We start from the raw sequence: 25,640 nt of genomic DNA, 5'->3' as shown, positions 1-25,640 counted from the left end.
TTTGCGCTGTGATTTTGCCGTTGTTTAAATACCGTTCGCCTTTATGTTCTTGACGGTTATGAGGCTTGGATTTTTCTCGCGGTCGGCGCTCCCATTTCAATAGATAGCTCCCTGCCAGAATGAGTGTGCCAGTGAGGCCGTTTTGATAGCAACCGCTGTTACCGTCGATTTGGCAGCAGATAAATTTAGTTTAACCCGGTGGTATATTTAATCAGCGGCTTTTTCATCGTTTGTCTGGCATTCGTCTGATGAGCTTTCAAGAGCGGATGTAAGATTAGACGCTGAACCGGTAGAGCCAATGTCGGGTGGCAAAATCTGTGCGACTATCTGGAGATTGGCGCGTGCAGGGTATAATCCCTTTGCCCAGTTATCAATTGCTTGAAGATGATGCTATGCCTAAGCCATTAATTTACAAAGGTCGCGCCAGTATCAGTAATGCAGTCGGTCGGTTTGAAAAATTGAACAGGCAGGCTGAAGACGACGGCTGGGGCTGTTTGGATGCAGCGTTGCCGCCGTTGCCCACCGAAGTCATTATCGATAGCAGCAAATCGGTGATTACCTATAACGATTCGCCGGATATTCCGTTTGATCGGTCGATAAACCCGTATCGCGGTTGCGAGCATGCTTGTATTTATTGCTTTGCCAGGCCGACCCATGCCTACTTGGGCTATTCTGCCGGTCTGGATTTCGAGAGCAAAATTCTGGTTAAGCCTGACGCTGCACGTTTGTTGCGCGAAGAGTTGGCCAAACGCAGTTATCGTTGCGCGCCGCTGGCCTTGGGAACCAACACCGATCCTTACCAACCGCTGGAACGGCAGCAGCGCATTATGCGGCAGATTTTGGAAGTGCTATCAGAGACCCGGCATCCAGTCAGTATCGTCACCAAATCGGCCTTGATCGAACGCGACATCGATATTTTAGCGCCGATGGCCGGGCAGGGTTTGGTTGGCGTCTACCTGTCGATTACCACGCTGGATAGAACGCTTGCCAGGACGCTGGAGCCGCGCGCCGCTGCGCCGCAACGTCGTTTGGAGGCATTAGCGCGCTTACGGGAAGCCGGGATTCCGGTTGGCGTGATGCTGGCGCCTTTAATCCCTGTTCTCACCGATTACGAACTGGAAAGCATCGTCAGCGCGGCTCATACGGCCGGCGCGCAAAGCGTGCAATACATTCTGTTGCGCTTGCCCTTGGAAACGGCGGATTTATTTGCAGAATGGCTGCAACAAAACTACCCGCTGAAAGCCGAGCACGTGATGAATCGAGTCAGAGACAGCCGCGGCGGCAAAGCTTACGAAGCGGCGTTTCATCAACGCCAAACGGGTAGTGGTAGTTACGCCGATTTGCTGGCGCAGCGTTTCAAGCTGATTACCAGAAAGCTGGAACTAACGGGTTCTCTACCGGCATTGCGCAGCGATTTGTTTCGTCCACCAAGCTTGGGCGGACAGCTGAGTTTCGATTTTTTCGATTGAACGCGACTTAGGCTTCCGTTTCTTCTACATCCCGGCGCTCCAGCAAGCCTTGCTCGCGGATCATCGCTTTAAAACCTTTCATCACCGGCCGGGAAATCGCGGTTTCCGCCATCAGACGTTTTTCGTAAATCAGATTTTTCAGGGCTTCGTCGTCTTCGCGAGTGCGGGCGGTCGCAATCAAAGGATGTAGATCGGCTGGCAGCAGTTGCCCAGGCAAGTGTTTGACGCAGTCGTACAGCAGCGCCATCACCACTTTTTCAGTCGGCCGCATCTTGCATTTGCCGTCGATGATTTTCAGCATCACCGTCACCGCGCAATCGACGTGAATCGGACTGATGGGGTGATCTTTTACCCATTGCTGCACATGCTCAGGGGTCATCCGATCTCCTCGCCGGCTGCGGTGCGCTTGGCATAGTCCAGCAAGGATTCTTCAACCGCCGCATAGGCGTATTCAGAAACCGCGCGCACACCGATGGCATGGACTTTGGCGGTGGGACCGTCACCGATGCGCGCCACGAACACTGCGTAACAGTCTTTAATGGTCGCCAAAATGCCGGGCATTGCGGACTCGTCGGCATGCTGGCCCAGGCAGTAATTGGCCACTTCGCGGGTTTCTAATAATTCGCAACTGGCTTCGGAGACGCTATACACGGAAAACTTCGTGGCATGGCCGAAATGTTCGTTGATGGAAATGTTGTCCTTGGTGGCGACGGCCAGTTTTAACGGAAACTCGGGCATGTGCGAGGGCTCGTTCGGGTGAATGGGATTTAGCCAAGATGCAAGCAAGACCAATACCAAATGAACTGAGCCTGGAATAGTGGGGTTTTGGCGAGACTAATGCAGAAATGAATTGAAGCTTTGTCGAGTTTACGACAAGTGCAGCCGACAAACGGCTTAGTCTTCGTGCTTTTTTAAGGTGTTGCCGGCGGGTTTGAAGGTGTGTAAATCCACCGCCGGCTCGGTGCCTTGCGCGGCGCAGCCCCAACTCAATTGCTGATCCTGGGTGAAGCGCTTGCCCAACTGCCAGGCTATCTCGGCTCGGGCCAGTTCCACACCCAAATAAAAGGCGTGGCCGCCGTCGGTTTCGACGTGCAGTTTGGGGTATAAATCAAATGGGTCTTGTGCGGTGTGCAGGCCATCGCGGTTAAATACATGGATGCCGTCGCTGCTGACCTGGATGCGGTAGCTGGGGTCTTTAATTTCCGCCGCCAGGCTTTCGATTTCCTCGCGGCTGTTCAAAAACGGCGAGCTGTCATGCACGGTCAGCAAATCCGGCGCGATATGCTTGGGCAGGGTATTGTGCCGCTTGGCGGTGTACATGATGCGGCGGGCGCTGTCGGCTTCCTTGATGGCGCGGCGCGCGTGTTTACTCACTTCCGTTGCCAGAATATGGTTAATATTCAACTCCGAACAAATCCCCAACAAAATCGCGTTGACGCCGGAGGTGTCGGCGTGGGTCAGTTCGGTGAGATTGCCCACGCCCATCATCATTTCCACGTCCGGATAGCGGCGGCGGAATTCATGATTGCGGACGATGGAGTCGGTGAAACCAAAGTGGATTGGATCGAGGATGGGATCGACGATGAAAGCGCGGTTTTTACGCTGTAAGATCGCGATGGCCTCGTCCAACGTGTCCAAGTCGCCGTGCGTTTCCGGAATCAGAATCGGCGTTGTCGCCACCTCCTCGGCAATCCACAGACTTTTGGTGGTCAGGCTCAGCATGTAATCGGCACCCGCTTGGCCGCCTGCGAGCAGATCGGCGTCTTCCAGCGAGTCGATGCTGACGGTAAAGCCTTCTTGTTTCAAGGTGAGGATGCACTCAGCCAGATGTGGAAACGGCGTGCCGGGCAGGCAGCCAATATCGATCACATCCGCGCCGTTGGCTTTGTAATAATAAGCGCGCTCAATCGCCGCCTCGACGCTGATGCTAGGCGCGTCGGTGATTTCCGCGAAAATTTTGGTTTGGTATTGGCTGAGGTCGTAATGCTGAGCGGCCAGGCCAAAATGCTGCGGCAAGTCCTTGATTTCCTCCGGACCGCGTTCGAATGGCACACCAAAGTGTTGTGCTAATGCGTAAAGATCGCCGCGGCAGCGGCCCGGTAAAATCACCCGGTCAGCGCCTTGCGCGTCCGGCAAGCGGCGGATGATCATGTCGCTGGTAATCAACGCCGCCACCGTTACGCCCATCACATACACCTTGTATTGAAAGTCGGGCTGCATTTTTTCCAATACTTGCCGGACTTGTTTCTCCGCCAGCCGGCCGGTGATGAACAGGATGCGTTCGGTCATAGACTGGCCAATCGCGTGTTGACGGCAACGATTAGCTGCTCGACATCATCAACCACTTGGGTGTAAGGAAAGCTGCGGATTTTGTCGGTGGCTTCCAGGTCGATTGGGCGCGGATAGACCATGAATTTTTTCTTGCCGGGCGCGGTGGTTTCAATCTCCGGCTGGGTGTCGCAAGGGTAAACGATGCTGGGCACGCGGCATTTGCCGGCCTGGGAATACAGGTTAGTGATCAACGAATCGGCGATGCCCAACACGCATTTGGCGATGGTATTGGAGGTAGTGGGGGCCATCACAAAGGTGTGGTAATGACCTTTGTAGAACAAACCGACCGGTGGCGCCGAGGCGGCTTTATCCCGATACACCGGCATCTTGGCGCGGATGTCGTCCAGGCGAATACCGTACATTTTCAAAACTTCCTCGCCGGCCTGACTCAAATACAAATCAACATTATCCAGCGTCAGCATGTATTCAAGACATTCTTCTATATAGTGTCCGGAGCCGGTAATAGCCCAGGCGAGACGCGGTGTGGTCATAGCATGTGTAGTCGTTTTGTGGACGGGGCATTATACGTGAAGACGGTGGTTAATCGACCATTCGCCGGCGATACGGTCCGGGCTGTCGCTTATGTGCCGACATTTACAATTTGGTTTGTTGTATGAATTCATGAATTTATAAGTTTGGGCTTACAATATTGCCCGAATTCGGCTGGTTTGGTTTGCCGATCTGTACGCGACCTAAACAGCCTATTTCATTGCCATCATGGACAGTTTATATATCTCAGAACAGGGCCCATCAAAACCGCACCTTATCGTGTTTGCCGGTGCCAAGAGCGGCGTCGGTAAAACCAGTGTGGTGGCTAATGTAGCGGCGGCAATGGCTTTGCGCGGCAAGCGGGTCTGCGTAGTCGATGTCGATACCGGCTTGTCCAATATCAATACATTGCTCGGGCTGCGGCCGGCACATCGCCTGGAGCAGGTGTTACGCGGTGAAAAGGCCATTGCTGAGGTGTTGCTGAAAACCGGCGACGGTGTTGGCGTCGTGTCAGCTGCGCATCTAATGGGTGGTGCGCCGGTCTCCGCCGAGCAGACACATAGGCTGGCGGCTGCGTTGGCGGATCTGGAAACGCAATTCGATTATTTTTTGATCGACACGGCTGCGACGCATACCGAAACGCTGTTGCGCTTTATCGAATTGGCGCAATCAACTTTTTTAGTGGTCAGCGGTGATCCTGCGGCGCTAACCGATGCCTTTGCGCTGCTGAAGTCTTTGAATACCCGCCAGTATACGGGCAGCCTGCGCGTCGTGGTCAATCAGGCCGTGGATTACCCGGCTGCGACCGATACCTATCGGCGGTTTGCCGCCGTGGCGGAAAAATGCTTGAAATTGAAAGTGGAGTACGGCGGCTTTGTGATTCGCGACGAGAATCTGCCCAAAGCCGTGGCTTTACAGATGTCGGTTGTGGATTTGGCTGTCAATTCCCCGGCCAGTCGCTGTTTGTTGGCCTTGGCGGACAATATTATCAAGCACATCGGGTGCGAAACCGCAGGTACCGGGTTGGTGGAGTACTGGCAAAGGCTGTTAAGTGCTACGCCGACCAGGCAAATTGTGGGTGATGATGCCGATGCTGAGCCGGTTAACGCGCTAAGTCCTGCTGATAGAGCGGAAATGAGTATCAGTGAGTTGAGTCGGAGGTTGTTGTTGGCGATGAAGCAGCAACTGCTCGATCAACCGGCGCTGGAACGCTTTATCGGCGAATTTGTAGAAACCTACTGCGAGCAATTCGGCCGTTTTCCGAATGCCTTCAAGCCGCTGTTTTATCGCTGGCTGGAAACCGAAAATTATGCCGAGCCCAGATTGATTGAATTGGTGGCGACGCTGGAGGCTTTGCATGCGATGCGTTATCAACGGCCAATGTTCAGCCTGGAAGAAAATGCGGCGCGATTGGTGGCGCAACTGCAAGGACAGCAAGAACAGCATAAAAATTTGGTGGAACAATTATGCGCGGCTTATCGGCAGGCTTTTCACACCGAGGTATTCGATGCCGAGCAGATGTTGCTGGAACGCATGCAGGCCGACGATTTCACCGAACAGCATTTCGAAGAATTGCTGCAAAAATTGCGGGACGGCTTTCAGACCCGCTTTAAACGGCCTTACCAAAGTCGGCACGAGTTGGCGCTGGCGTCGGCGGTCGAGGCTTTAAATGTCATGGGCGTCGATCAACACAATTTGCAGGATGAAATCACGATGCTGATGCACGGTTTTCAGCTGTTGGGTTCGCGGCGTGAAAAGTTGCTGACCACTCTTAATGCCTTGCAAAATTCCGGTTTACCGCTGGCCGCCTCGGCCGTCCGGGATAATTAAGACGGTATTTTAGGCTCGCGCGCAAACCCATACATCGACTTTACCGACTCCGGCTTGTTTTAGCGTGGCGGCCAGCGCCGAGGCAGTGGCGCCGGTGGTCATGACATCGTCAATGATTGCAATATGTTGAAACGTCAGTGGCTTAACAATCTTGAAAGCCAGGCGCATGTTTTTCCGGCGTTGCTTGGCAGGTAAGCCGGTTTGGTGGCCGGTATCGCGCTGGCGAACGCAGCTATACAAATCCAGCGGAATGCGGAGCTGCCGGGATAAATGCCGGGCAATTTCTATCGATTGATTGAAGCCGCGTTCGCGGTAACGCTTGGGATGTAACGGTACGGGTAACAGACAATCCGGCAGCTCCGCGCTATCGGCAATATGCTCGGCCAGCAGGGCCGCGATTAAGCGGGCGTTTTTGTAATCGTTGGCAAACTTTAATTGGCCGATCAAATAGCGCATCTGGCTTTGGTATAAAAACGGCGCATAGGTCTCGTCGAAGGTCGGCGATTTTTTCAGGCAGCGGCCACAGAGTTGCGGCATATCAATCGCGGTCTCGAAATGTTCTCCGCAACGGTAGCAGCACGAAAGATTGCGCGGCAGGTCGGTCAAGCAGCCCAGGCACAAATCTAAATCGCCGCATCCCGGGCTTGCGCATAACACGCAACGTGGCGGCAGCAATTTCTTCTGTATAATGTTCAGCCAGTTGTTTACCATAATTTTAAATACAGGTTGATGAGTCGGTGTCCGACGCCGGTTTTGTCCTCACTTTTCGGAGATTATCAGAATGTCTGCAAGCCAGAAACCCTTGGAATCAAAGGCCACCATCCGTCACGATTGGCAATTACACGAAGTCGAAGCTTTGCTGGCGCTACCGTTTAACGATTTGATTTTTCAGGCGCAAAGCGTGCACAGGGTGTATTTCGATCCCAACGAGATCCAGGTGAGCAGTTTGTTGAGCATCAAAACCGGTTCCTGCTCCGAGGATTGCGGCTATTGCCCGCAAAGTGCGCGCTACGACTCCGATTTAAATCCGGAAGCTTTGATGCCGGTTGACGCCGTCTTAAAAGCCGCGCAGCAAGCCAAGGAGCAGGGCGCGTCGCGGTTTTGCATGGGTGCGGCTTGGCGTAGTCCGAAGGACAGAGACATCGAAAGAGTCGTGGAAATGGTGCAGGGCGTGAAAGCGCTGGGTATGGAAACTTGCGTAACGCTAGGTATGCTCAGCGATAAACAAACGCAAGCTTTGAAGGACGGCGGCCTGGATTATTACAACCACAATCTGGACACCTCCGAAGATTACTATTCCGAAATCATCACTACTCGCACTTATCAGGATCGCCTGGATACTTTGGAACGGGTACGCGACGCCGGCATCAATGTGTGTTGCGGCGGGATTGTCGGGATGGGCGAGTCGGCAACCGACCGCGCCAAATTGTTGTTGCAACTGGCGAATATGCCCAAGCATCCGGAAAGCGTCCCTATCAATATGTTGGTGCAGGTGGAAGGTACGCCTCTGCACGGCACCGAAGCGCTGGATCCTATCGTGTTTGTGCGTACCATCGCCGTGGCCAGAATTCTAATGCCGCAGTCGCGGGTACGCTTGTCGGCGGGACGGAAAGCGATGAGCGACGAGATGCAGGCTTTGTGTTTCCTGGCCGGCGCCAACTCGATTTTCTATGGCGATAAACTGCTGACCACCGATAACCCGATGACTAACCACGACCAGCAGTTGTTTGAGCGCTTGGGCGTTAAAATGGGCGGTTCCACCTACGCCTAATGGCCAATAATTTCTACGATTTTGCCGGCCAACTGCGGCAACTGGAGCGCGATAACCTGTATCGGCGCCGCCGGGTAGTCGATGGTCCGCAAGGCATTACGCTGAATGTCGATGGCCGGCAGCTGATCAATTTTTGCAGTAACGATTATCTGGGGCTGGCCAATCATCCCGAGGTTGCTGCTGCGTTTAAGGCCGGCGTCGATCGCTACGGCGTCGGCAGCGGTTCCGCGCATCTGATTTGCGGTCACAGTAGCGCGCATCATGGTTTGGAAGAAGAATTGGCGGCATTTACCGGAAGGGAACGAGCCTTGCTATTTTCGACCGGTTATATGGCCAATCTCGGCGTGATTTCGGCATTGTTGGGTCGCGGCGATACAGTGCTGGAGGACCGTTTGAATCACGCTTCTCTGTTGGACGGCGGTCTGTTGTCACGGGCGCGTTTTCAGCGCTATCGACACGTGGAGGTCGAGGACTTACGAGCCAAGTTGTCTACTGCCGCCGGCAAGGCTTTGGTGGTCAGCGACGGTGTATTCAGTATGGACGGCGATTTGGCGCCGCTGCCGGCGATGGTCGAGTTGGCCGAACAACATCATGCCGGCTTACTGATCGACGATGCCCATGGTTTTGGCGTACTCGGTAAAAACGGCGGCGGCATTGTCGAGCATTTCGGTTTGAGTCAGGATGACGTACCCATTCTGATTGGGACTTTGGGCAAGGCATTTGGGACCTTCGGCGCCTTCGTGGCCGGTTCCGAGGATTTGATCGAGATGCTGATTCAAAAAGCTCGGAGTTATGTCTTCACCACCGCCTTGCCGGCGGCTGTTGCCGAGGCGACTCGCGCCAGTCTGCGTTTGCTGCAAGCTGAGTCCTGGCGCCGCGAACAGCTGCAAAATCTAATCTCCCGTTTCCGGCAAGGTGCGCAACAACAAGGCCTGCGACTAATGGACTCTTTTACCGCGATTCAACCTGTTCTGATTGGCGACAGCGGCCAAACCGTGGCGGCCAGCCAGCGCTTGCTGGAGCAAGGATTTTGGGTCAGTGCGATTCGGCCGCCGACCGTGCCGGCCGGCAGTGCGCGCTTGCGGATCACTTTTTCCGCCAATCACACAGAACAGAAGGTCGATGCGTTACTGTATGCATTGGCCAAGGCTTTGCCATGACCGGTATTCATAGAGAAATATACGGCCGGGGATTACCGTTGGTCATGCTGCACGGTTGGGCGATGCATAGCGGTATTTGGCGCGAGTTTGCCAGGCAACTGGCTCGGCATCGCCAGGTGATTTGCCTGGATTTACCCGGTCACGGCCGCAGTGCCGGTTTGGATGCATATGACCTGTCGGCTATTACGTCCGCTTTATTCGATGCGATTCCGGTCAATCGCTTTAGCGTGTTGGGTTGGTCGCTGGGCGCGACGGTGGCTTTGGATATGGCGGCGCGCCGTCCGGACCGAGTGCGGTCGTTGTTTTTGCTGTCCGGCAATCCTAAATTTGTCAAAACTGCCGATTGGCCGGGAGTGAGGCCGGAAGTGTTGGATGGTTTTGTTGCCCAACTTAGCGATGACACGAAATTGACCTTGCAGCGCTTTTTGGGTTTGCAAGTTCAGGGCTTGCCGGAAAGCCGGCAGTTGTTACAGAAATTGCGCTTGGCAGTACATGAGTGCGATGCGCCGGCGCGCGATGCGTTGCAGGGTGGTTTGCAAATTCTGAAAAATAGCGATTTGCGCAAGTCCGTGGTGGGCTTGCGCTGTCCGACCACGGTCATGCAAGGCGATAAAGATACTTTGATTCCGGTACAAACCGGGCAAGCTGTAAAAACTTTAAATTCGCGCGTCAAACTGCATCTGCTGGCAAATGCCGGACATGTGCCTTTTTTATCGCACGCCCAGCAGTTATGCGACATCGTTGCTGCGGCTGAATGAGTTTTGCCGTGTTGGATAAAGCCAAAATTAGGCATTCGTTTGCGGCGGCGGCTGGGAGTTATGATTCGGCGGCGATGTTGCAACGCCAGGTGGGATTAGCCCTGCTGCAAAAATATCCGTTGCAATCCGCACCGGGCTGGGTGCTGGATATTGGGTGCGGCACCGGTTTTTTGACGCGAAGTTTGCCGTTAGATGGGCTGAATCAGTCTTGTTTGGCATTGGATATTGCATTGCCCATGCTGCAAGCGTCGCGACGGAACAACGGTGCTGTATCGGTAGAATATGTTTGTGCCGATGCCGAAAAACTACCTTTTGCGGATAACAGTCTGCAACAAGTTTATTCGAATCTAGCCGTGCAGTGGTGTCAGGACTTGCCGGCGGTATTTGCCGATGTGCGGCGATTATTGCGTCAGGATGGGCAGCTGGTATTTTCAACCTTCGGTCCGGAAACCTTAAAAGAATTGAAAGCCGCTTGGACTGGTGTCGACGACTTTGTTCATGTTAACGATTTTTATAGTGCGGGGCAGATTGGCGGTTTTTTAAGGGCTGCTGGTTTTGGGCGGGTTGATGTGGATACTGTGATGTATCGTTTATCTTACCCCACGGTACTGGCTTTGATGCATGAGCTAAAAGACCTGGGGGCGCATAATGTTAGCGATGCCAGAAATCGGCGACCCACCACCCGTTCGCAATTGCAGCGCATGATTCGGCGCTACGAGAACAGTATGGTAGGCGGTGAAGTAGTGGCCAGCTATGAAATTATTGTCGTGCGGGCAAGGTTATGAAATCCGCGTTCTTCATTACCGGTACGGATACTAACGTCGGCAAAACCTGGGCGACGATTGCCTTGATGCGCTACCTGCAAATGCAAGGCTTGAGTACGGTGGGGATGAAGCCGGTGGCCGCCGGCTGTGAATGGCATAACGGAATGCTGAAAAATTCCGATGCGCTACTGATGCAGCAATACGCTTCGGTGTCACTGGAATACCGGCAAATCAACCCCTACGCTTTTGAAGCGGCAATATCTCCCCATTTGGCTTGCGGTGGTGTGGATGTTTCAGTGGATGTTATTTCGGATGGATTTACCCGCTTACAACAACGGGCTGATGTGGTGCTGGTCGAGGGTGCAGGCGGTTGGTATTCGCCAATGAGCGGGGTTTTGGACAACGCCGGTCTGGCGCAAGCCTTGCGTTTGCCGGTGATTCTGGTGGTGGGTGTCAGGCTGGGTTGTATCAATCACGCGCGCTTGACTATGTCGGCCATACATCAGGCCGGCTTGTCTTGTGCCGGTTGGGTGGCGGTGCAAATTGATCAGGCTATGCCGGGTTTTGACGGTAATCTAACGTATTTACGTGAGCGTCTGGATGCGCCTCTATTGGGGATTTTGCCGTTTTCGGCTGCCGGTGATTTTGAGTTGTTGGCGGCTAAATTGAGTTTGCCAAACTGGCAAAAAGTTGATGTAAATCAAAAAAAATGAAGAGCAGATGTTCAAAATGACGACTCCATTACAAAAACAACCAGGAGACGTTATATGGCTTTAATTACTTGGACTGCGGCTCAATATGGCACTAATGTCGGATTTGCCGACCAAGAGCACCAAACCTTGTTCGGTTTGCTGAATAAACTGTACGATGAAGCCACGGGCGGCGCCGCGCGCGCAACCGTTGGCGCTTCGCTGGATGCACTGATTGCCTATGTGGTTGATCACTTTGCTCACGAAGAAAAGGAAATGGTGGCAAAGGGCTTTGCTGGTTATGATAGGCACAAAGCCGAGCACGAAGCGTTGATCGGTATCTGCGCGGATTTACAGAAAAAATTTCATGCTGGCGAAGCCGAAGTCACCGAAGACGTGGGGCAATTGGTCAAAAGCTGGTTGGATAGCCATATTCCTAAATTCGACATGGCGTATTCTGAAGCATTGAAGTAATGACAGCATAAATCTGTCTCTATTACGCAACAAAAGGCTTGCGAGCAGCGATGCTCCCAAGCCTTTTTTATGTGTATTTTTTACAAACGGGAAAACCTCTTCTGGTTTGTGGGTGAGTCATGGGTTAAAATTGCCCAGTTAATTTATGATAATTATCAGTAAATGGAATTGTTCGCCGGTTAAAGGGTCTTGCGACGATATTACGAAGATATAACGCATACAAGTTTATAACTACCAATGGGGAGGCTGCTCCGTGAAGAAAACAAAGCAACTGCTCGCTTGTTTAGTCCTGATGGCTTTAGGCTTGGGGACTGCGCATGCGGACTATACACTCAACCTGATGAAGGGCGTGACGCAACTCAGTAACGAGCTCTACGATTTGCACATGCTGATTCTGTGGATCTGCGTGTTTATTGGGATCGCGGTGTTCGGCACTATGTTTTACTCGATTTATCATCATCGTAAATCAAAGGGCCATAAAGCCGAGCAGTTTCATGAGAATACGACTGTTGAGATCATCTGGACCATCATACCCACCCTGATTCTGGTGGGTATGGCGATTCCTGCCACCAAAGCCGTAATCGATTTGGACAAGGTGCAGGACTCAGAGATGAGCATTAAAGTCACCGGTAAACAATGGTATTGGGAGTATGAATACCTGGATAGCGGCGTGCATTTCGAAAGCCATTTAGACGAGGCCAGCGAAAAAACTCATAGGGTCAGTTCCATGGACCCGCGTAACGTGCCCAATTACTTGTTGAATGTGGACAAGCCGCTGGTGGTGCCGGTTGGTAAGAAAATCCGCTTTCTGTTTACTGCTGGCGACGTGATTCACTCCTGGTGGGTGCCTGATCTGGGCTGGAAAAAAGACGCCAACCCCGGTTTTATCAACGAAGCTTGGACTTCAGTTGATAAACCAGGCACTTACCGCGGCCAATGTACCGAGCTATGCGGTCGAGACCATGGCTTCATGCCTGTGGTGGTAGTGGCGATGGAGCAGGATCAATACGACGCCTGGGTGAAAGCGACTCTGGAGAAACAGAACCAAGCACCTGACTTGAGCGACCAAACCCGCAACACGCTGATGGCAAAAGGTGAGTCTGTTTATCTGAAAAACTGCGTGGCTTGCCACCAGATCGATGGTAACGGCATCTCCGGTTGGTTCCCCGCTTTGCGAGGCAGCGCGAAAGTCACCGGCAATATGGATCAGCTGATTGGTTTTATTCAGGCAGGTACGAGCAAAATGCCGGCCTTCAAAAAATTGCCGGATGACGAATTGGCCGAACTGATCACTTACATCAGAAACGCGCCGGCATTGGGTAACAACGTGGGTGATGAGATTCAGCCTAATAAAATCACACCTAAATGGGACGATGATGAGTAATTCACTGATTTTCGCAATGAACTCATTTTCTAATTTTTGCTGAGGTATAAAGTATGACTGCTGTCGTAGCTGAACATGATGATCATCACGATCACCACGATCACGGCCCTGAGAAGGGCGTTTTACGGTGGATATTTACCACCAACCACAAAGATATAGGCACCTTGTATCTGGTATTCGGTCTGGCAATGTTTTTTGTCGGTGGTGCCATGGCATTGGTTATACGCTCTGAATTATTCGAGCCTGGCCTGCAATTTGTCGATCCAAACTTCTTTAACTCCATGACCACCATGCATGCTTTGGTGATGGTGTTCGGCGCCGTCATGCCGGCGTTCGTTGGCTTGGCCAACTGGATGATTCCGATGATGATCGGTGCGCCGGATATGGCCTTGCCACGGATGAACAACATGAGCTTCTGGATGTTGGTGGCAGGCGTATTGTTGTTGGCCAGCACTTTGTTCATGGAAGGTGGCGCGCCATCGGGTGGTTGGACTTTTTATCCGCCCTTGGTTTTCCAAAACGGTAAATCCTTCCCGTTCGCTATTTTCTCTGTGCATTTGTTGGGTATCTCATCCATCATGGGTGCTATCAATGTGATCGCCACCATTTTTAATATGCGCGCGCCTGGCATGACCTTGATGAAAATGCCATTGTTCGTCTGGACTTGGTTGATCACCGCGTTCTTGTTGATTGCCATCATGCCGGTATTTGCCGGTGCGGTAACCATGTTGCTGACCGACAAATTCTTCGATACCAGCTTCTTCGATGCGGCCGGCGGTGGTGATCCAGTATTGTACCAACACATTTTCTGGTTCTTCGGTCACCCTGAAGTGTATGTCATGATTCTGCCGACTTTCGGTGTGGCGTCTACCATCATTCCGGTATTTGCCCGTAAGCCGCTGTTTGGTTATGCCTCCATGGTGTATGCGACTGGTGCGATTGCCTTCTTGTCTTTCATCGTTTGGGCTCACCACATGTTCACCGTGGGTATGCCTGTTGCTGGTGAGTTGTACTTTATGTACGCCACCATGCTGATTGCGATTCCGACTGGCGTAAAAGTGTTCAACTGGACCGCTACGATGTGGAAGGGCTCGATGACCTTCGAAACGCCGATGCTGTTTTCGATTGCGTTTGTCGTGCTGTTTACCATGGGTGGTTTCACAGGATTGATGATGTCGGTAGCGCCAGTGGATTTCCAATACCACGACACCTATTTCATCGTTGCTCACTTTCATTACACCTTGGTGCCGGCGTCTATTTTCATCCTGATGGCGGCAGGTTATTTCTGGTTGCCTAAATGGACCGGCAATATGTACAACGAGAAAATCGGCAGACTGCATTTTTGGCTGTCAGCCGTATCGGTAAACATCTTGTTCTTCCCGCAACATTTTCTGGGTTTGGCTGGCATGCCGCGTCGTATCCCCGATTACGCGATTCAATTTGCTGATTGGAATATGGTGTCCAGTATCGGCGCGTTCATCTACGGTTTTAGCCAATTGTTGTTCGTGTATATTGTCATCGACACTATTCGTGGTGGAACCGGCGAAAAAGTCAGTGACGAGGTATGGGAAGATGCCAGCAAACACAGTCTGGAATGGACCGTGCCTTCACCTGCGCCATATCACACCTTCAGCACACCGCCGGCTAGTATCCCTACCGAGCATTTTTAAGGCTTGAAACGAGTGATTGAAATAAGCCATGTCAAACGACATGGCTTATTGGGTAATGAAATGGATACAAAAAAGAAAAACATTTTGACGGCTTTGGTGTTGTTTGCAGTGGCCTTTACGATATACGTATTTGCGGTTATTAAGGCTATCTCGCAATGAGCGACGATATTGGGCAAAAAAATATCAAGCTGGTCCGTAAGCTGGCGCTTGTCGCAATTGCCATGTTTGGTTTTGGTTATGCTCTGGTGCCGTTATACGATGTGCTTTGTGATTTAACCGGTTTGAACGGCAAGGTTGAAGGCCAAGCCATTCAGGAAACGGCGTACCAGGTGGATAAAAATAGGGAGGTGACTGTCGAGTTTCTCACGTCCTTAAATGAGTCAACTCCGATGTTGTTTCGCTCGGAAGTGAAAAGCATGAAGGTGCATCCCGGTGAATACTACACCGTTAATTTTTATGCCAAAAATACCACTAACAAGCCGATGATCGCCCAAGCCATACCCAGTATCACGCCGGGCTTGGCTGCGGAGTTTTTTAAAAAGACCCAGTGCTTTTGTTTTACCGAACAAACCTTTGCGGCAAACGAAGAAAAAACCATGCCGGTCCGTTTCGTTGTCGAACCGAAGTTGCCCGAACGCTATAAGACCGTCACGCTTGCATACACTTTTTTTGATAACACTAACATCAGTAAAAAATAGAGGGGAAGGATATGTCTACACACGATAGTTATTACATACCGCATAAAGCCGTGTGGCCGGTTTTGGCTACCGGCGGCTTGATGATGACCCTGGCGGGTTTCGCCAATCATTTGAATGGCTCATCAATCGGTTCCGGCATGATGCTGACCGGCTTCGTGATATTTCTGGTGATGCTGGGTCTGTGGTTTGCTTTACAGTCCACCGAGAGCGAATCCGGTATGTACAACCATGGCGTTGGTATTTCCTATCGGATGGGCATGATGTGGTTCATTTTTTCCGAGGTCATGTTCTTCGCCGTTTTCTTCGGCGCACTCTGGTATACGCGGAATTTGTCGGTGACTTGGCTGGGTGAAACCGGTTTGCCAAGCGGACCGGGCCGTTCGACACACGATACCTTATGGCCGGCGTTTCAAGCGGTTTGGCCGACTAACGGTCCTGGCAAGGTCGGCGGCGATTTCGAGCCGATGGGGGCTTTCGGTTTGCCGTTCCTCAATACCTTGTTGCTGCTGTCTAGTGGCGTGACTTGCACTTGGGCGCATCATGGCTTGCTAGCCAAAAATCGCGATCAACTGATCAAAGGTTTAATTGCTACCGTTGGATTGGGCTTTTTGTTCGTCGCTTGCCAAGCCACCGAATATTACGAGGCATACCATGAAATGGGTTTGACATTGGGTTCCGGTATTTACGGTTCAACCTTCTTCATGTTGACCGGTTTTCACGGTTTCCACGTTTGCGTCGGTGCGATTATTTTATCTGTAGTGCTGTTCAGAAGCTGGAAAGGTCATTTCACCCCGGAAAACCACTTTGCCTTTGAAGCAGCCGCGTGGTATTGGCATTTTGTCGACGTGGTCTGGTTGGGTCTGTTCGTGTTTGTTTATATGATGTAACAGCTGTTAATCAAACCGGAAAAAGCGCGGTCTTTACGGATCGCGCTTTTTTTTTGTCGATTTTTAAGGGTTTGACGTTGCAGTTGCTGGATTTTGGTTGGCATGCATGCGGGCACCGATGCCGTGGGGTTGAACCATGCCTGTGGCGTACGCGATGAACAGTAGGACGAATAAGGCCAGCGAGAGACCGATACGCATGGTTAAAGCCTTGGCGGTCTTGGCCGAATCGCTGTCTTCCTTGTGTTTGACAATATGAAACAGCGCGGACCCGAGGCTGATGACGATGGCCAGGAATGCGACGATAGTGAGCGTTTTGATGAGCATGGCGGCAATAATAAATAAAAACCTGCATTCTCGGCGATTCAGGTACGCTTGCCAATAGCACATATCCACCCAGGAGCAGTCACCGATGATCAAATTTAGTATGCGGGGTATCGAATTCCGTTGTTCATTACTCGCCTTAAGCGGATACCTGCTGTTATTCGGTTTGTTGTGCGGTTTGGGGGTTTGGCAATTGGGACGCGGCGAACAGAAGTCGGTTTTACTGGCGCAACAGCAAGATGCTGTCAATGCGGAAGCCTTGGATTTAACGCCTCAAACCGGAATAGATAAGGATGTTTTGCGCTATCGGCCGGTTTTAGTGACTGGGCACTACGATATTAACCATCAGGTTTTGATCGATAACCAAACGCTAAACGGCAAACCCGGCTACCTGGTTTTAACGCCGTTTTTGCCCGATAGCGGTCAGCCTGGCATATTAGTGAACCGTGGTTGGATTCCGTTAGGCGCTTCCCGCGAAGTTTTGCCGGACATTGGTATCAGCACTGTGACGCAGCAAGTACGTGGCAGAATTAACCGTTTTCCTGAGCCAGGTCTGAAATTAAAAGGTGCGGAAATTCCGGGGGAAACTTGGCCGGTCAGAGTACAAGTAATAGATGGCCAACTCTTGGCGGATAGGTTGGGATATGCGTTGGCCGATTATCAGATCGAACTCGACTCGGCGCAGCCCGATGGCTATCAACGGCAATGGAAGATTGCTGTGGCAATCCCACCTGAAAAACATAGGGCCTATGCAGTACAATGGTTCGGCTTAGCGCTGACCTTAACAGCCCTATTTATTTGGATTAGCAGTCGAAAAATACACCGTGGATAATCAATATAAAAAAAACCGCATCACCATCGTAGTGATATTCGCCATGTCCATCGTGCCCTTTGGGTTTGCGTGGTTTTTGGCGAAAAATCCGGACATCGTTAGGCTAGGCACCAACAATGGCGTGCTGATCACTCCACCGCAAGTAACCTCGGCTGATGAATTTTCCGGTTACGACACATTTTCTGCGCAAAATATGCAGGAGTTGAAAGGCCATTGGGTGTTGGTCAATCCTGTGCCGAGGGACTGCGGGGAAACCTGTCGCGATGCCTTGTATAAAACCCATCAACTGACATTGATGATGGGTAAGGATATTGCCCGGATTCGCCGCTTGGCGGTGTTGTTTGAAAAAACTTATCAGCTGCCGGCGGAATGGCGCGATGACGGTCGCTTATTAAAAGCCTTGCCAGCCGTCTCCTTAAAGGAAAAGTTAACACAATTAAACGCGCAGCCCTTGCCGGAAGGCATGCTGATCATCATGGACCCACTAGGAAATCTGATGATGCAATACGCTCCGGGCTACGATCCTTACCAAGTCAAAAGCGACTTAAGCAAGTTACTCAGAATTTCACAAATCGGTTAGAAATATGTTCAGAAAACTAACTCTGTGCTGCGCGTTGTTGGCGCTGCTAGTCATCATCGTCGGCGCGTATGTGCGCTTAACCCACGCCGGCTTGGGTTGCCCGGACTGGCCTGGCTGTTACGGCAAGGCTTTCGTCAGTGACAGCGCGGAATTTAAAGCCGATGCGGCTGCTGTCTTTCCGCAGTATGCCTTGGATACCGCAAAAGCTTGGAAAGAAATGGCCCACCGCTATTTGGCTGGCGGCTTGGCGCTATTGGTGTTGGTTTGGTTTGGATTGGCGTGGAGGGAAAAACCGCGTTCGCCTGCAGTCATGCTGACCACTCTGGTATTGCTGTTGATAGCCGGGCAAGCCGGTTTGGGCATGTGGACGGTGACATCCGGCACGCGACCCGGCGTCGTAACAGCGCATCTGTTGTTGGGTTTTTTTACGTTTTGGACTTTAGGTTGGAGCTATTTGCGGCTTAATCCGGCTGCCGAAGCAAGGCCGGTTCGTTCCGGCCCCATCCTATTTACCGGTTTGGCGATACTGGTCTTGCTTGCGCAGATTGTGCTGGGCGGGTGGGTCAGTAGCAACTATGCCGGCCTAGCGTGTAGCGATTTTCCGCGTTGTAACGGCGAATGGTTACCGGGCGGCAATTATCTGAGTATTTTGGATCTGTTTAGGGACAGCGGTCTTTCCGCCGATGCGAAAATGGCGATACAGGCATTGCATCGCGTTTTGGCTGCTTTCACTTTCCTGGTGCTCAGCGCTTTGATGTTGTCCGCAACTTCGGAACGCCATCCAAAACCGGTGCGGTTGGCGGGAAATATCCTCAGTATGCTGTTATTACTGCAGATCGCACTAGGGATTTTTAGCGTCAAGTACCAGCTGCCTCTGGCGTTGGCCGTTGCGCATAATGCGGTCGCTGCGTTGCTGATGTTGCCGTTGCTGGGGATTCTATTTTACAGCCGTTATCGCACGGGAACCGAGGACGAAAGTGTAGCCTTCGAAGCCTCTGAGACTGTTGCAACCGAACAGGTGCCCGCGGAAGTAACTCAGGTTAGCAGCGAAGATTCTTTATATTTGCGTTTAACCACTCAGCTGAAAAAAACCAGAACCGGCCTGGGCGGGGTACTGAGCAGCTTGGCATTCGGGCAAAAGGCGCTGACCAAGGAGTTATTGGCCGACATTGAAGCCCAATTATTGATGGCCGACTTGGGCATCGAAACCACCACGCAATTGATTAAACAGCTGACCGATAGTTTGGAGCGCGATCAACTCAGCGACGGCCAATTATTGAGCCAAACCTTGAAGCAAAATTTATTAGCGATGCTGGAACCTTGCAGCCTGCCGTTGCAAATTCCCAAACAAGATGGGCCGTTCGTAATTTTGGTGGTGGGTGTTAACGGTGCCGGCAAGACAACTTCGATCGGTAAACTGGCTAAACGCTTGCAGCAACAAGGCCATAGCGTCATGTTGGCGGCGGGCGATACTTTCAGGGCCGCCGCAGTCGAGCAATTGCAAACCTGGGGCGAGCGCAACGATATTCAAGTCGTGGCACAGCATACCGGCGCCGATTCCGCATCGGTGATTTTCGATGCCTTACAGTCAGCCAAAGCCAAAGGGGTGGATGTATTGATCGCCGATACCGCCGGACGTTTGCATACCAAGTCCAACTTGATGGACGAATTGAAAAAAATCAAACGGATCATGGGCAAACTGGACGAGTCAGCCCCGCACGAGGTATTGCTGATACTGGATGCGGGCACCGGGCAAAATGCTTTGTCGCAAGCTAAACTATTCAACGAAGCGGTAGAACTGACCGGCATTGCCTTGACCAAGCTGGACGGCACCGCCAAGGGTGGCATTATATTCGCGCTGGCTAATCAACTGCATATTCCGATTCGTTTTATCGGTGTGGGCGAGCAGATTGACGATTTGCAGGATTTCAATGCGCAAACCTTCGTCGATGCCCTGTTTGTTCAAGAGTGATGCGCAGTAGCCAGATACCATGTTGAGATTCGAACACGTAAGCAAACGCTATCCCGATGCCGGCGAAGCCTTGACCGATGTCAGCTTTCATTTGCATCGCGGCGAAATGGCATTTTTAACCGGCCGTTCCGGTGCCGGTAAAAGTACCTTGCTGAAGTTGATCGCGATGATGGAGCAATGCACGCGCGGCAGCGTGTTGCTGGATGGCCAGGATATTACGCGCATCGGCGAACGGAAGATTCCCTACATGCGTCGTAATCTGGGCCTTATTTTTCAGGATTACAAACTGCTGAACGATAGAACGGTATTCGATAACGTGGCCCTGCCATTGGTGGTCTCGGGTTATAACCATCAGGAAGTGGCGCGGCGGGTGCGGGCATCCTTGGATAAAGTGGGTCTGTTAGGCAAGGAAAGGAAACATCCCTTGGCTCTGTCCGGTGGGGAACAACAGCGCGTAGGTATCGCCCGAGCCATTGTCAATAAACCTAAATTAATTCTGGCCGACGAGCCGACGGGCAACTTGGACCCGGATCTGTCCGCCGAAGTGATGTTCATGTTCGAGCAATTCAAACAGGTCGGGGTGACGGTGTTGATAGCCAGCCACGATATAGAGTTGATTAATCATCTCGGCCATCGAGTATTGACGCTCGATAAAGGCCATTTGATAGCGAGTTGACGATGAAACGCAATCACCGCAGACAAACCGGTAGCAGGCTGCTGGAATTATTCCATGCCTATATGCTCAACCATGCCCATGGACTGTTCTCCAGTCTAGGCCGGCTGAGCCGCACGCCTTTTACTTCCACCATGACCATTCTGGTATTGGCCATCGCCATTTCCTTGGCCAGCAGTTTTTATATCGTGGTCGCTAACATCCAGCAATTGACCGGCAATCTGGAGTCCAGCAATCAGATGTCCTTGTTTTTGCACGACAACATTACCGACGCTGCCGGCCAGAAGCTCGCCGAGCAAATCCAGCAAAACGGTAGCGTCATGGAAGTTAAATTTATCAGCAAGAAACAGGCGCTGGAGGAGTTCAAAGCCAATAGCGGTTTCAGCGATGCGTTGAATGCGCTGGAACGCAATCCCTTGCCGAGCGTGATTCAAGTAGTGCCGAAAAATGCGCTGGAAAGCAACGAAGACATCGAGAAACTGATGTCCGATTTTAAACAATTCCCGCAAGTCGATTTCGTGCAGGTGGATATGCAATGGGTGGCGCGCTTGCAAACCATCATGCTGATTGCCAGCCGCGGTGTGATGTTAGTCAGTCTGCTACTGGGTTTCGCGGTAACCTTCATTACCGGCAATACCATTCGTCTGGAGTTGCAGAATCGCCAGGACGAAGTGTTTATTTCCAAACTGGTCGGCGCTACCCATGCTTTTATTCAACGGCCGTTTTTGTATACCGGCTTTTGGCTGGGTTTTATCTCGGGTTTTCTCGGCTGGCTGATCATGACGATCATGCTGTTGATCCTGGAAACGCCGGTGGAGAAACTATCGACCTTGTATAACAGTTCATTCGACTTACTGTTTTTGAGTTTCTCGGAGTTTATTTTGCTATTGATGATTTCGTCCATGCTGGCGGTACTTGGTTCCTGGGCGGTGTTGCACTATCAGTTGCGGCAACTAAAACCGCAATAAGCCTATGAATTTTTGGGAAACCAAGACCCTGGCGCAAATGAGCACGGAAGAGTGGGAGTCGCTGTGCGATAACTGCGGCAAGTGTTGTTTGAACAAGCTGGAAGACGAAGACACCGGAGAAATTGCTTTTACCAGCGTGGCGTGCGATTTGATCGATTTAGAAACCTGTCGTTGCACTCGTTATAGCGAGCGTTGCACGCTGGTGCCGGAATGCATCGACTTGAAGCAACATGACTTTGCCGAATACAACTGGTTGCCGTCAACCTGTGCATACCGCTTGTTAACCGACGGTGAATCGTTGCCTAGCTGGCATCCCTTGATCACCGGGACTCGCGAGTCGGTGAAAGAGGCGGGGGTGTCTATCAGCAGTTATGCGGTTAAAGAGTCGCAGGTTACCGATCTGGAAGATCATATTATCGAATGGTTGCAGCCCTGATTCAGGCTGGCTGGGCCGCCGGTCAACTTCGTTTTCCGGCGGCTTCAGGTGTGGAAAAGCCGGGATTACCGATCCCTTGGGTGGACTTTAGCTTATCCTTTGCCGGGCAACATACCTACCGTACCCGGTTTAATTCGTTTGCAACTCACTACGACATCTTCCTGACGGCATTTTGCTTCCTGTGGGTTGCTACAGGTGTCGCAAACTGTGTTACCAGTGCTTTTTACCTCGTCGACATGCCAGCCGTAACCTTGGGACTGGCAGAATTTTTTGCTGAATCTGTCGATATTGTAGTTTTTGGCAGCATTTTCCTTGGCTTTGCTCTCAACTTGGCAGTGCTCGGGGGCCAGAGTGTTCGCCATTATGTCTCGATAAATATATTCGGTAGCCTGGACGGGGCTAGCTAACAATAAAGAGGCTAACAAGGTGCCGATAAAAGTGGTTTTCATCATATTAATCCTCGCGGTTGCCGATGACTCGGATGTTCATTAAGCGATTCTCTTCGGCAATTTGATCCTTGATGGGGGCAAATTTTTCGTTTTCGCTCATTTTTACCGCCAGGATGGCGCCAACAACAACTGCGGTAGCCAGCACCAAATACAACACGAAGTTATCTTTTTCTTGTTTTACTTCTGTCATGGTTTTACCTCTTATAATAATAAATCGGCCAGTGCCGAACCGAATTTGTATTGAAAAACCTGTTCGCCCTTTAACGGGGCCGGCACTGATTTGACGTCAATCTTAGCGATTTCTCCGATACCTATAGCATGCTCGCGCCGTCGAGCCAGATCGAATATTTCGCTGAAAGCATTGAATGCATCAGCCAGGAATTGCGTTACACCTCCACGTAAGCAGCTACGGATTGAAAACACCTGATTTAGGCATTTCTGAGCTGCTTCATGGTAGCGAATCGAAACAATAAAAGAAATGCGCGGGCTTGTCAAACAAATATCGTATCAATATTATACGTTTGCCGTTGTTTTCGCAAAGACTGTCTGCAAGTGGTGTTTGGATTTTGCACTATTATCTGCTCTCCCCAATCTGATCAGGCGCGATTTGGCGTAAAAAGCCGACGGCGCTTTATTTGAAAAGTCTGGAAAAAGCAGCATCTACCGGCGATAAAATATTCGCGAAGTTGAAATTGGCGATTATCCTGGTAGTCTTCGATGCTGTTCTTGTCTAATTACTTTACTCACAGAAATAGAAAAATCTCATATGCAAACATTGACTAGAAAAATTAAAAAATATGTGACGGTGATTTTTTTAGGTGCATTGCTTCCGGCGCTAAACCCGGCTTGGGCGGAATCCGATAAGCAACTCCAGGAAAAAACGCTTAAAGCGCGGGAATTGATTCATCAGAAAGACATGGATCATTCCGCCCATGCGGAACTCGCGGACAAAACCGAGGGATTTCGCGGCGTGTTTTACGGTTATTTGCCCTGCAAGGAAAAAGATTGTGATGGTTTCAAAATGACCTTGTCTTTGAAACAAAAGAACAATTACTTATTGGTCACTCAATACGCAAAAGCCTCTTCCAGAGAGTTTTACGAGAAAGGCAAGTACGACTGGGATGACAAAACTCACATACTGTCGTTAACCTCCAATAAAGGCGATCTGAATCGCAAATTCAGCATCAAAGACGAAGGAACGTTGATACACCTGAATAGCGACGGTACGCCCATGCTCGGCGACCAGGACGATTACACGCTGGCAAGAAGCGATAAATCAAAATCTCGGGAAGTGCATATTCATTAAGCTCTTCCCTGAAGGGTCTAGCCGGTTTTAGATGACGCCGGCTATTTAAACGATAGGCTGTCGGATGCAAAGCGCCGATACAGCCTAGAGAGTATGAAATTTACGCTAATTCAGCTAAATAGTCGTTTTTCAACTTCACATAATGTTTGGCCGAATATTCCAGAAAAGCTTTTTCTTCATCGGTCAAAGCCCGCATTTGTTTGGCGGGTGTACCGACATATAAATAACCGCCTTCCAGCTTCTTGCCGGGCGGCACTAAAGCACCAGCACCCAGCATCACATAATCCCCCAGCTCGGCATCATCCATCACAATTGCACCTATGCCGATGAGACAATAATCGCCTATCGTACAGGCATGCACCACGGCGCGATGACCGATAGTGACGCCCTTACCGATTGTCAACGGATGGCCTTGCGGCGAATAGTCGCCAGCGTGGGAAACATGCAACACCGAGCCATCCTGAACGTTGGTGCCTTCGCCTATGGTAATAGCTTCGACGTCTCCGCGTATCACCGTGGTCGGCCACACCGATACATCGTCGCCTATTCTCACATCGCCGATCACGACCGCCGCTTCGTCGATGTACACGTTTTTGCCGACCTTGGGTTGTTTGCCTTTATATATTCTGATTGCCACCGCAACTCCCATTTTTTGCCATACTTAAACCGCGATGTTACGCAATTAATCGATTCTTCTCCAGTCCAGCGAGGGTAGTGATGGCATTTATAGACGGTATCAGACGGCAACTACGTTCGGTTATCGAATGGGAAAACCCCGATCCAGATCTGTTGTTGGCACAATGGACTGAAAACGGCGACGAAATCAAAAATGCCTCCAAATTAATCGTCGGTCCGGGGCAGGGCTGTATTTTCGTGTATCAGGGCCAGGTCAAAGCGGTGATCGAAGAACAATGCATGATCAATTTAGAAACCGATAACGTGCCGTTTTGGACTACGATCAAGAAATTCATGCAGTTTTTCGAGAGCGAACATAAGGTGGGGATTTATTTCTTCCGTAAAACCAAGATTCTTGATCAGAAATGGGGCACCACTTCGCCAATCAAATATCAGGACCCGAAATATCATTTCCCGGTCGCTTTAAAAGCTTACGGCAACTACAGCTATCAGATCGCCGATGCCAACGATTTTTTCGTCAATATCGTCGGCAGCCATAACCAAATGCGCATTGACGATTTCCGCAACATTCTTTCGGCGCGGATCATTAATCCCATTTCCGATTATCTGGCGGAATGTCAGTATAGCTTTGCCGACATCGACGCCAACCGCGACGAAATAGCCCGTGGCATAGCCATTAAGCTGGCCATCGTGTTTCGTAAACTGGGCTTTAGTATTAGCGATTTTCGCATCGAAGGTACTGATTTTGATGAAGACACTTTGCGCCGCATTAACCGTATTGCCGACCTGACCGCTGAAGCGCAAGCCGCGCAAGCGGTGGGTTTGGATTACGCCAAGGTGCAGCAGTTGGACGCTTTGCGCGATGCAGCCCGTAACGAAGGCGGCGGCGCCGGGCTTGGGATGGGGATGGGCGCCGGCATCGGTTTGGGGCAAGGCATGGCGCAATCGTTGGGTGCTGCGACCAATCAGGTCGTTGCCGATAGCAATCAAACTGTCGCCAAGTTGACCGAATTGAAGCAGCTATTCGAAGCGCAGCTGATAACCGAGGCCGAATACGCCGCCAAAAAACAACAAATATTGGACAAGTTTTAGC

The 25,640-nt window shown here is 51.3% G+C and carries 30 protein-coding genes; 21 read left to right on the top strand and 9 right to left on the bottom strand.

Going from position 1 to position 25,640, the window contains the following annotated elements; genetic code table 11:
- Positions 1-392: 392 nt before the first annotated feature.
- On the top strand, positions 393-1,469 hold the full coding sequence (locus tag DDY07_RS09530; RefSeq protein WP_101051986.1) for a PA0069 family radical SAM protein: 1,077 nt from the start codon (positions 393-395) through the stop codon (positions 1,467-1,469).
- Positions 1,470-1,476: 7 nt separating this feature from the next.
- On the opposite strand, the gene DDY07_RS09525 is transcribed toward DDY07_RS09530, so the two are convergent.
- The 4 genes from DDY07_RS09525 to DDY07_RS09510 all read right to left on the bottom strand — a co-directional run bounded on the left by DDY07_RS09525 (position 1,477) and on the right by DDY07_RS09510 (position 4,291).
- Positions 1,477-1,848, bottom strand: a complete 372-nt coding sequence (locus tag DDY07_RS09525) for a hypothetical protein (protein WP_033156586.1) — start codon at positions 1,846-1,848, stop codon at positions 1,477-1,479.
- Positions 1,845-2,207, bottom strand: coding sequence for a NifB/NifX family molybdenum-iron cluster-binding protein (locus DDY07_RS09520; RefSeq protein ID WP_033156585.1), 363 nt, complete (start codon positions 2,205-2,207; stop codon positions 1,845-1,847). The genes DDY07_RS09525 and DDY07_RS09520 overlap by 4 nt, the downstream gene beginning before the upstream one ends.
- A 156-nt stretch (positions 2,208-2,363) precedes the next feature.
- Positions 2,364-3,758, bottom strand: coding sequence for a DUF6513 domain-containing protein (locus tag DDY07_RS09515; protein ID WP_171695711.1), 1,395 nt, complete (start codon positions 3,756-3,758; stop codon positions 2,364-2,366).
- Positions 3,755-4,291, bottom strand: a complete 537-nt coding sequence (locus DDY07_RS09510; protein WP_033156583.1) for a flavoprotein — start codon at positions 4,289-4,291, stop codon at positions 3,755-3,757. The genes DDY07_RS09515 and DDY07_RS09510 overlap by 4 nt, the downstream gene beginning before the upstream one ends.
- Before the next feature lie 226 nt (positions 4,292-4,517).
- On the opposite strand from DDY07_RS09510, the gene DDY07_RS09505 reads away from it, so the two are divergent.
- Positions 4,518-6,119, top strand: a complete 1,602-nt coding sequence (locus DDY07_RS09505) for an AAA family ATPase (RefSeq protein WP_101051952.1) — start codon at positions 4,518-4,520, stop codon at positions 6,117-6,119.
- A gap of 9 nt (positions 6,120-6,128) precedes the next feature.
- Here the strand turns inward: DDY07_RS09505 and DDY07_RS09500 are convergent, their stop codons facing one another.
- The gene (locus tag DDY07_RS09500) at positions 6,129-6,830 is read right to left on the bottom strand and encodes a ComF family protein (RefSeq protein ID WP_101051953.1); all 702 of its coding nucleotides are present in this window, start codon (positions 6,828-6,830) and stop codon (positions 6,129-6,131) included.
- Between the two features lie 70 nt (positions 6,831-6,900).
- Here DDY07_RS09500 and bioB point away from each other — a divergent pair, with 70 nt between their 5' ends.
- From bioB to DDY07_RS09450, 10 genes are all read left to right on the top strand, one after another.
- Complete coding sequence (bioB, locus tag DDY07_RS09495; protein ID WP_033156581.1) at positions 6,901-7,890, top strand: biotin synthase BioB; 990 nt, start codon at positions 6,901-6,903, stop codon at positions 7,888-7,890.
- Positions 7,890-9,050: an 8-amino-7-oxononanoate synthase gene (gene bioF / locus DDY07_RS09490; RefSeq protein ID WP_171695710.1), complete on the top strand. Its 1,161-nt coding sequence runs from the start codon at positions 7,890-7,892 to the stop codon at positions 9,048-9,050. Before bioB ends, bioF begins: the two co-directional genes overlap by 1 nt.
- The gene (bioH, locus tag DDY07_RS09485; protein WP_253734450.1) at positions 9,047-9,808 is read left to right on the top strand and encodes a pimeloyl-ACP methyl ester esterase BioH; all 762 of its coding nucleotides are present in this window, start codon (positions 9,047-9,049) and stop codon (positions 9,806-9,808) included. Before bioF ends, bioH begins: the two co-directional genes overlap by 4 nt.
- Positions 9,805-10,593: a malonyl-ACP O-methyltransferase BioC gene (bioC, locus tag DDY07_RS09480; RefSeq protein WP_171695709.1), complete on the top strand. Its 789-nt coding sequence runs from the start codon at positions 9,805-9,807 to the stop codon at positions 10,591-10,593. Before bioH ends, bioC begins: the two co-directional genes overlap by 4 nt.
- A complete protein-coding gene (gene bioD / locus DDY07_RS09475) occupies positions 10,590-11,285 on the top strand; it encodes a dethiobiotin synthase (protein ID WP_033156577.1) in 696 nt (231 codons plus the stop codon). The genes bioC and bioD overlap by 4 nt, the downstream gene beginning before the upstream one ends.
- A gap of 54 nt (positions 11,286-11,339) precedes the next feature.
- Positions 11,340-11,735, top strand: a complete 396-nt coding sequence (locus DDY07_RS09470) for a bacteriohemerythrin (protein ID WP_033156576.1) — start codon at positions 11,340-11,342, stop codon at positions 11,733-11,735.
- Between the two features lie 253 nt (positions 11,736-11,988).
- Positions 11,989-13,119 carry a cytochrome c oxidase subunit II gene (gene coxB / locus DDY07_RS09465; protein WP_033156575.1) on the top strand — a complete coding sequence of 377 codons (1,131 nt, stop codon included), beginning with the start codon at positions 11,989-11,991 and terminating at the stop codon, positions 13,117-13,119.
- Positions 13,120-13,172: 53 nt separating this feature from the next.
- Entirely contained in the window at positions 13,173-14,789 is a 1,617-nt protein-coding gene (gene ctaD / locus DDY07_RS09460; RefSeq protein WP_171695708.1) for a cytochrome c oxidase subunit I, read from the top strand.
- A gap of 155 nt (positions 14,790-14,944) precedes the next feature.
- Positions 14,945-15,487: a cytochrome c oxidase assembly protein gene (locus tag DDY07_RS09455; RefSeq protein ID WP_171695707.1), complete on the top strand. Its 543-nt coding sequence runs from the start codon at positions 14,945-14,947 to the stop codon at positions 15,485-15,487.
- An 11-nt stretch (positions 15,488-15,498) separates the two neighbouring features.
- Positions 15,499-16,374, top strand: coding sequence for a cytochrome c oxidase subunit 3 (locus DDY07_RS09450; RefSeq protein WP_171695706.1), 876 nt, complete (start codon positions 15,499-15,501; stop codon positions 16,372-16,374).
- A gap of 63 nt (positions 16,375-16,437) precedes the next feature.
- Here the strand turns inward: DDY07_RS09450 and DDY07_RS09445 are convergent, their stop codons facing one another.
- Entirely contained in the window at positions 16,438-16,791 is a 354-nt protein-coding gene (locus tag DDY07_RS09445; protein WP_308441641.1) for a twin transmembrane helix small protein, read from the bottom strand.
- Here DDY07_RS09445 and DDY07_RS09440 point away from each other — a divergent pair.
- The 7 genes from DDY07_RS09440 to DDY07_RS24440 are packed head-to-tail and all read left to right on the top strand — an operon-like array spanning position 16,784 to position 22,563.
- Positions 16,784-17,527, top strand: coding sequence for an SURF1 family protein (locus tag DDY07_RS09440; RefSeq protein WP_033156571.1), 744 nt, complete (start codon positions 16,784-16,786; stop codon positions 17,525-17,527). The genes DDY07_RS09445 and DDY07_RS09440 overlap by 8 nt on opposite strands.
- A complete protein-coding gene (locus tag DDY07_RS09435) occupies positions 17,520-18,107 on the top strand; it encodes a hypothetical protein (RefSeq protein ID WP_033156570.1) in 588 nt (195 codons plus the stop codon). Before DDY07_RS09440 ends, DDY07_RS09435 begins: the two co-directional genes overlap by 8 nt.
- A gap of 4 nt (positions 18,108-18,111) precedes the next feature.
- On the top strand, positions 18,112-20,079 hold the full coding sequence (gene ftsY / locus DDY07_RS09430; protein WP_033156569.1) for a signal recognition particle-docking protein FtsY: 1,968 nt from the start codon (positions 18,112-18,114) through the stop codon (positions 20,077-20,079).
- A gap of 19 nt (positions 20,080-20,098) precedes the next feature.
- Positions 20,099-20,755 (top strand): cell division ATP-binding protein FtsE, encoded by a 657-nt coding sequence (gene ftsE / locus DDY07_RS09425; RefSeq protein ID WP_033156568.1) that lies wholly within the window; start codon positions 20,099-20,101, stop codon positions 20,753-20,755.
- A gap of 2 nt (positions 20,756-20,757) precedes the next feature.
- Complete coding sequence (gene ftsX / locus DDY07_RS09420; protein ID WP_033156567.1) at positions 20,758-21,720, top strand: permease-like cell division protein FtsX; 963 nt, start codon at positions 20,758-20,760, stop codon at positions 21,718-21,720.
- Positions 21,721-21,724: 4 nt separating this feature from the next.
- Positions 21,725-22,156 (top strand): YcgN family cysteine cluster protein, encoded by a 432-nt coding sequence (locus DDY07_RS09415; RefSeq protein ID WP_033156566.1) that lies wholly within the window; start codon positions 21,725-21,727, stop codon positions 22,154-22,156.
- A complete protein-coding gene (locus tag DDY07_RS24440; RefSeq protein ID WP_165385948.1) occupies positions 22,141-22,563 on the top strand; it encodes a hypothetical protein in 423 nt (140 codons plus the stop codon). Before DDY07_RS09415 ends, DDY07_RS24440 begins: the two co-directional genes overlap by 16 nt.
- A gap of 46 nt (positions 22,564-22,609) precedes the next feature.
- Here DDY07_RS24440 and DDY07_RS09405 read toward each other — a convergent pair whose 3' ends face one another.
- Positions 22,610-22,795, bottom strand: a complete 186-nt coding sequence (locus DDY07_RS09405) for a hypothetical protein (protein WP_033156565.1) — start codon at positions 22,793-22,795, stop codon at positions 22,610-22,612.
- A gap of 11 nt (positions 22,796-22,806) precedes the next feature.
- On the bottom strand, positions 22,807-23,100 hold the full coding sequence (locus DDY07_RS09400) for a hypothetical protein (RefSeq protein WP_171695705.1): 294 nt from the start codon (positions 23,098-23,100) through the stop codon (positions 22,807-22,809).
- A 271-nt stretch (positions 23,101-23,371) separates the two neighbouring features.
- On the opposite strand from DDY07_RS09400, the gene DDY07_RS09395 reads away from it, so the two are divergent.
- Positions 23,372-23,911, top strand: coding sequence for a copper resistance protein NlpE (locus DDY07_RS09395; protein WP_033156563.1), 540 nt, complete (start codon positions 23,372-23,374; stop codon positions 23,909-23,911).
- A 100-nt stretch (positions 23,912-24,011) separates the two neighbouring features.
- Here DDY07_RS09395 and DDY07_RS09390 read toward each other — a convergent pair whose 3' ends face one another.
- Positions 24,012-24,548, bottom strand: a complete 537-nt coding sequence (locus tag DDY07_RS09390; RefSeq protein ID WP_033156737.1) for a gamma carbonic anhydrase family protein — start codon at positions 24,546-24,548, stop codon at positions 24,012-24,014.
- Between the two features lie 80 nt (positions 24,549-24,628).
- Between DDY07_RS09390 and DDY07_RS09385 the strand changes: the two genes are divergently transcribed.
- Positions 24,629-25,639 (top strand): SPFH domain-containing protein, encoded by a 1,011-nt coding sequence (locus tag DDY07_RS09385; RefSeq protein WP_171695704.1) that lies wholly within the window; start codon positions 24,629-24,631, stop codon positions 25,637-25,639.
- The last annotated feature ends 1 nt before the right edge of the window (position 25,640 follow it).

The sequence above is a fragment of the Methylomonas sp. ZR1 genome, from assembly GCF_013141865.1.
In the GTDB taxonomy this organism is placed as follows: domain Bacteria; phylum Pseudomonadota; class Gammaproteobacteria; order Methylococcales; family Methylomonadaceae; genus Methylomonas.
The sequence above is the reverse complement of the archived record's forward strand: the minus strand, read 5'-3'. Positions and strand labels throughout refer to the sequence as shown.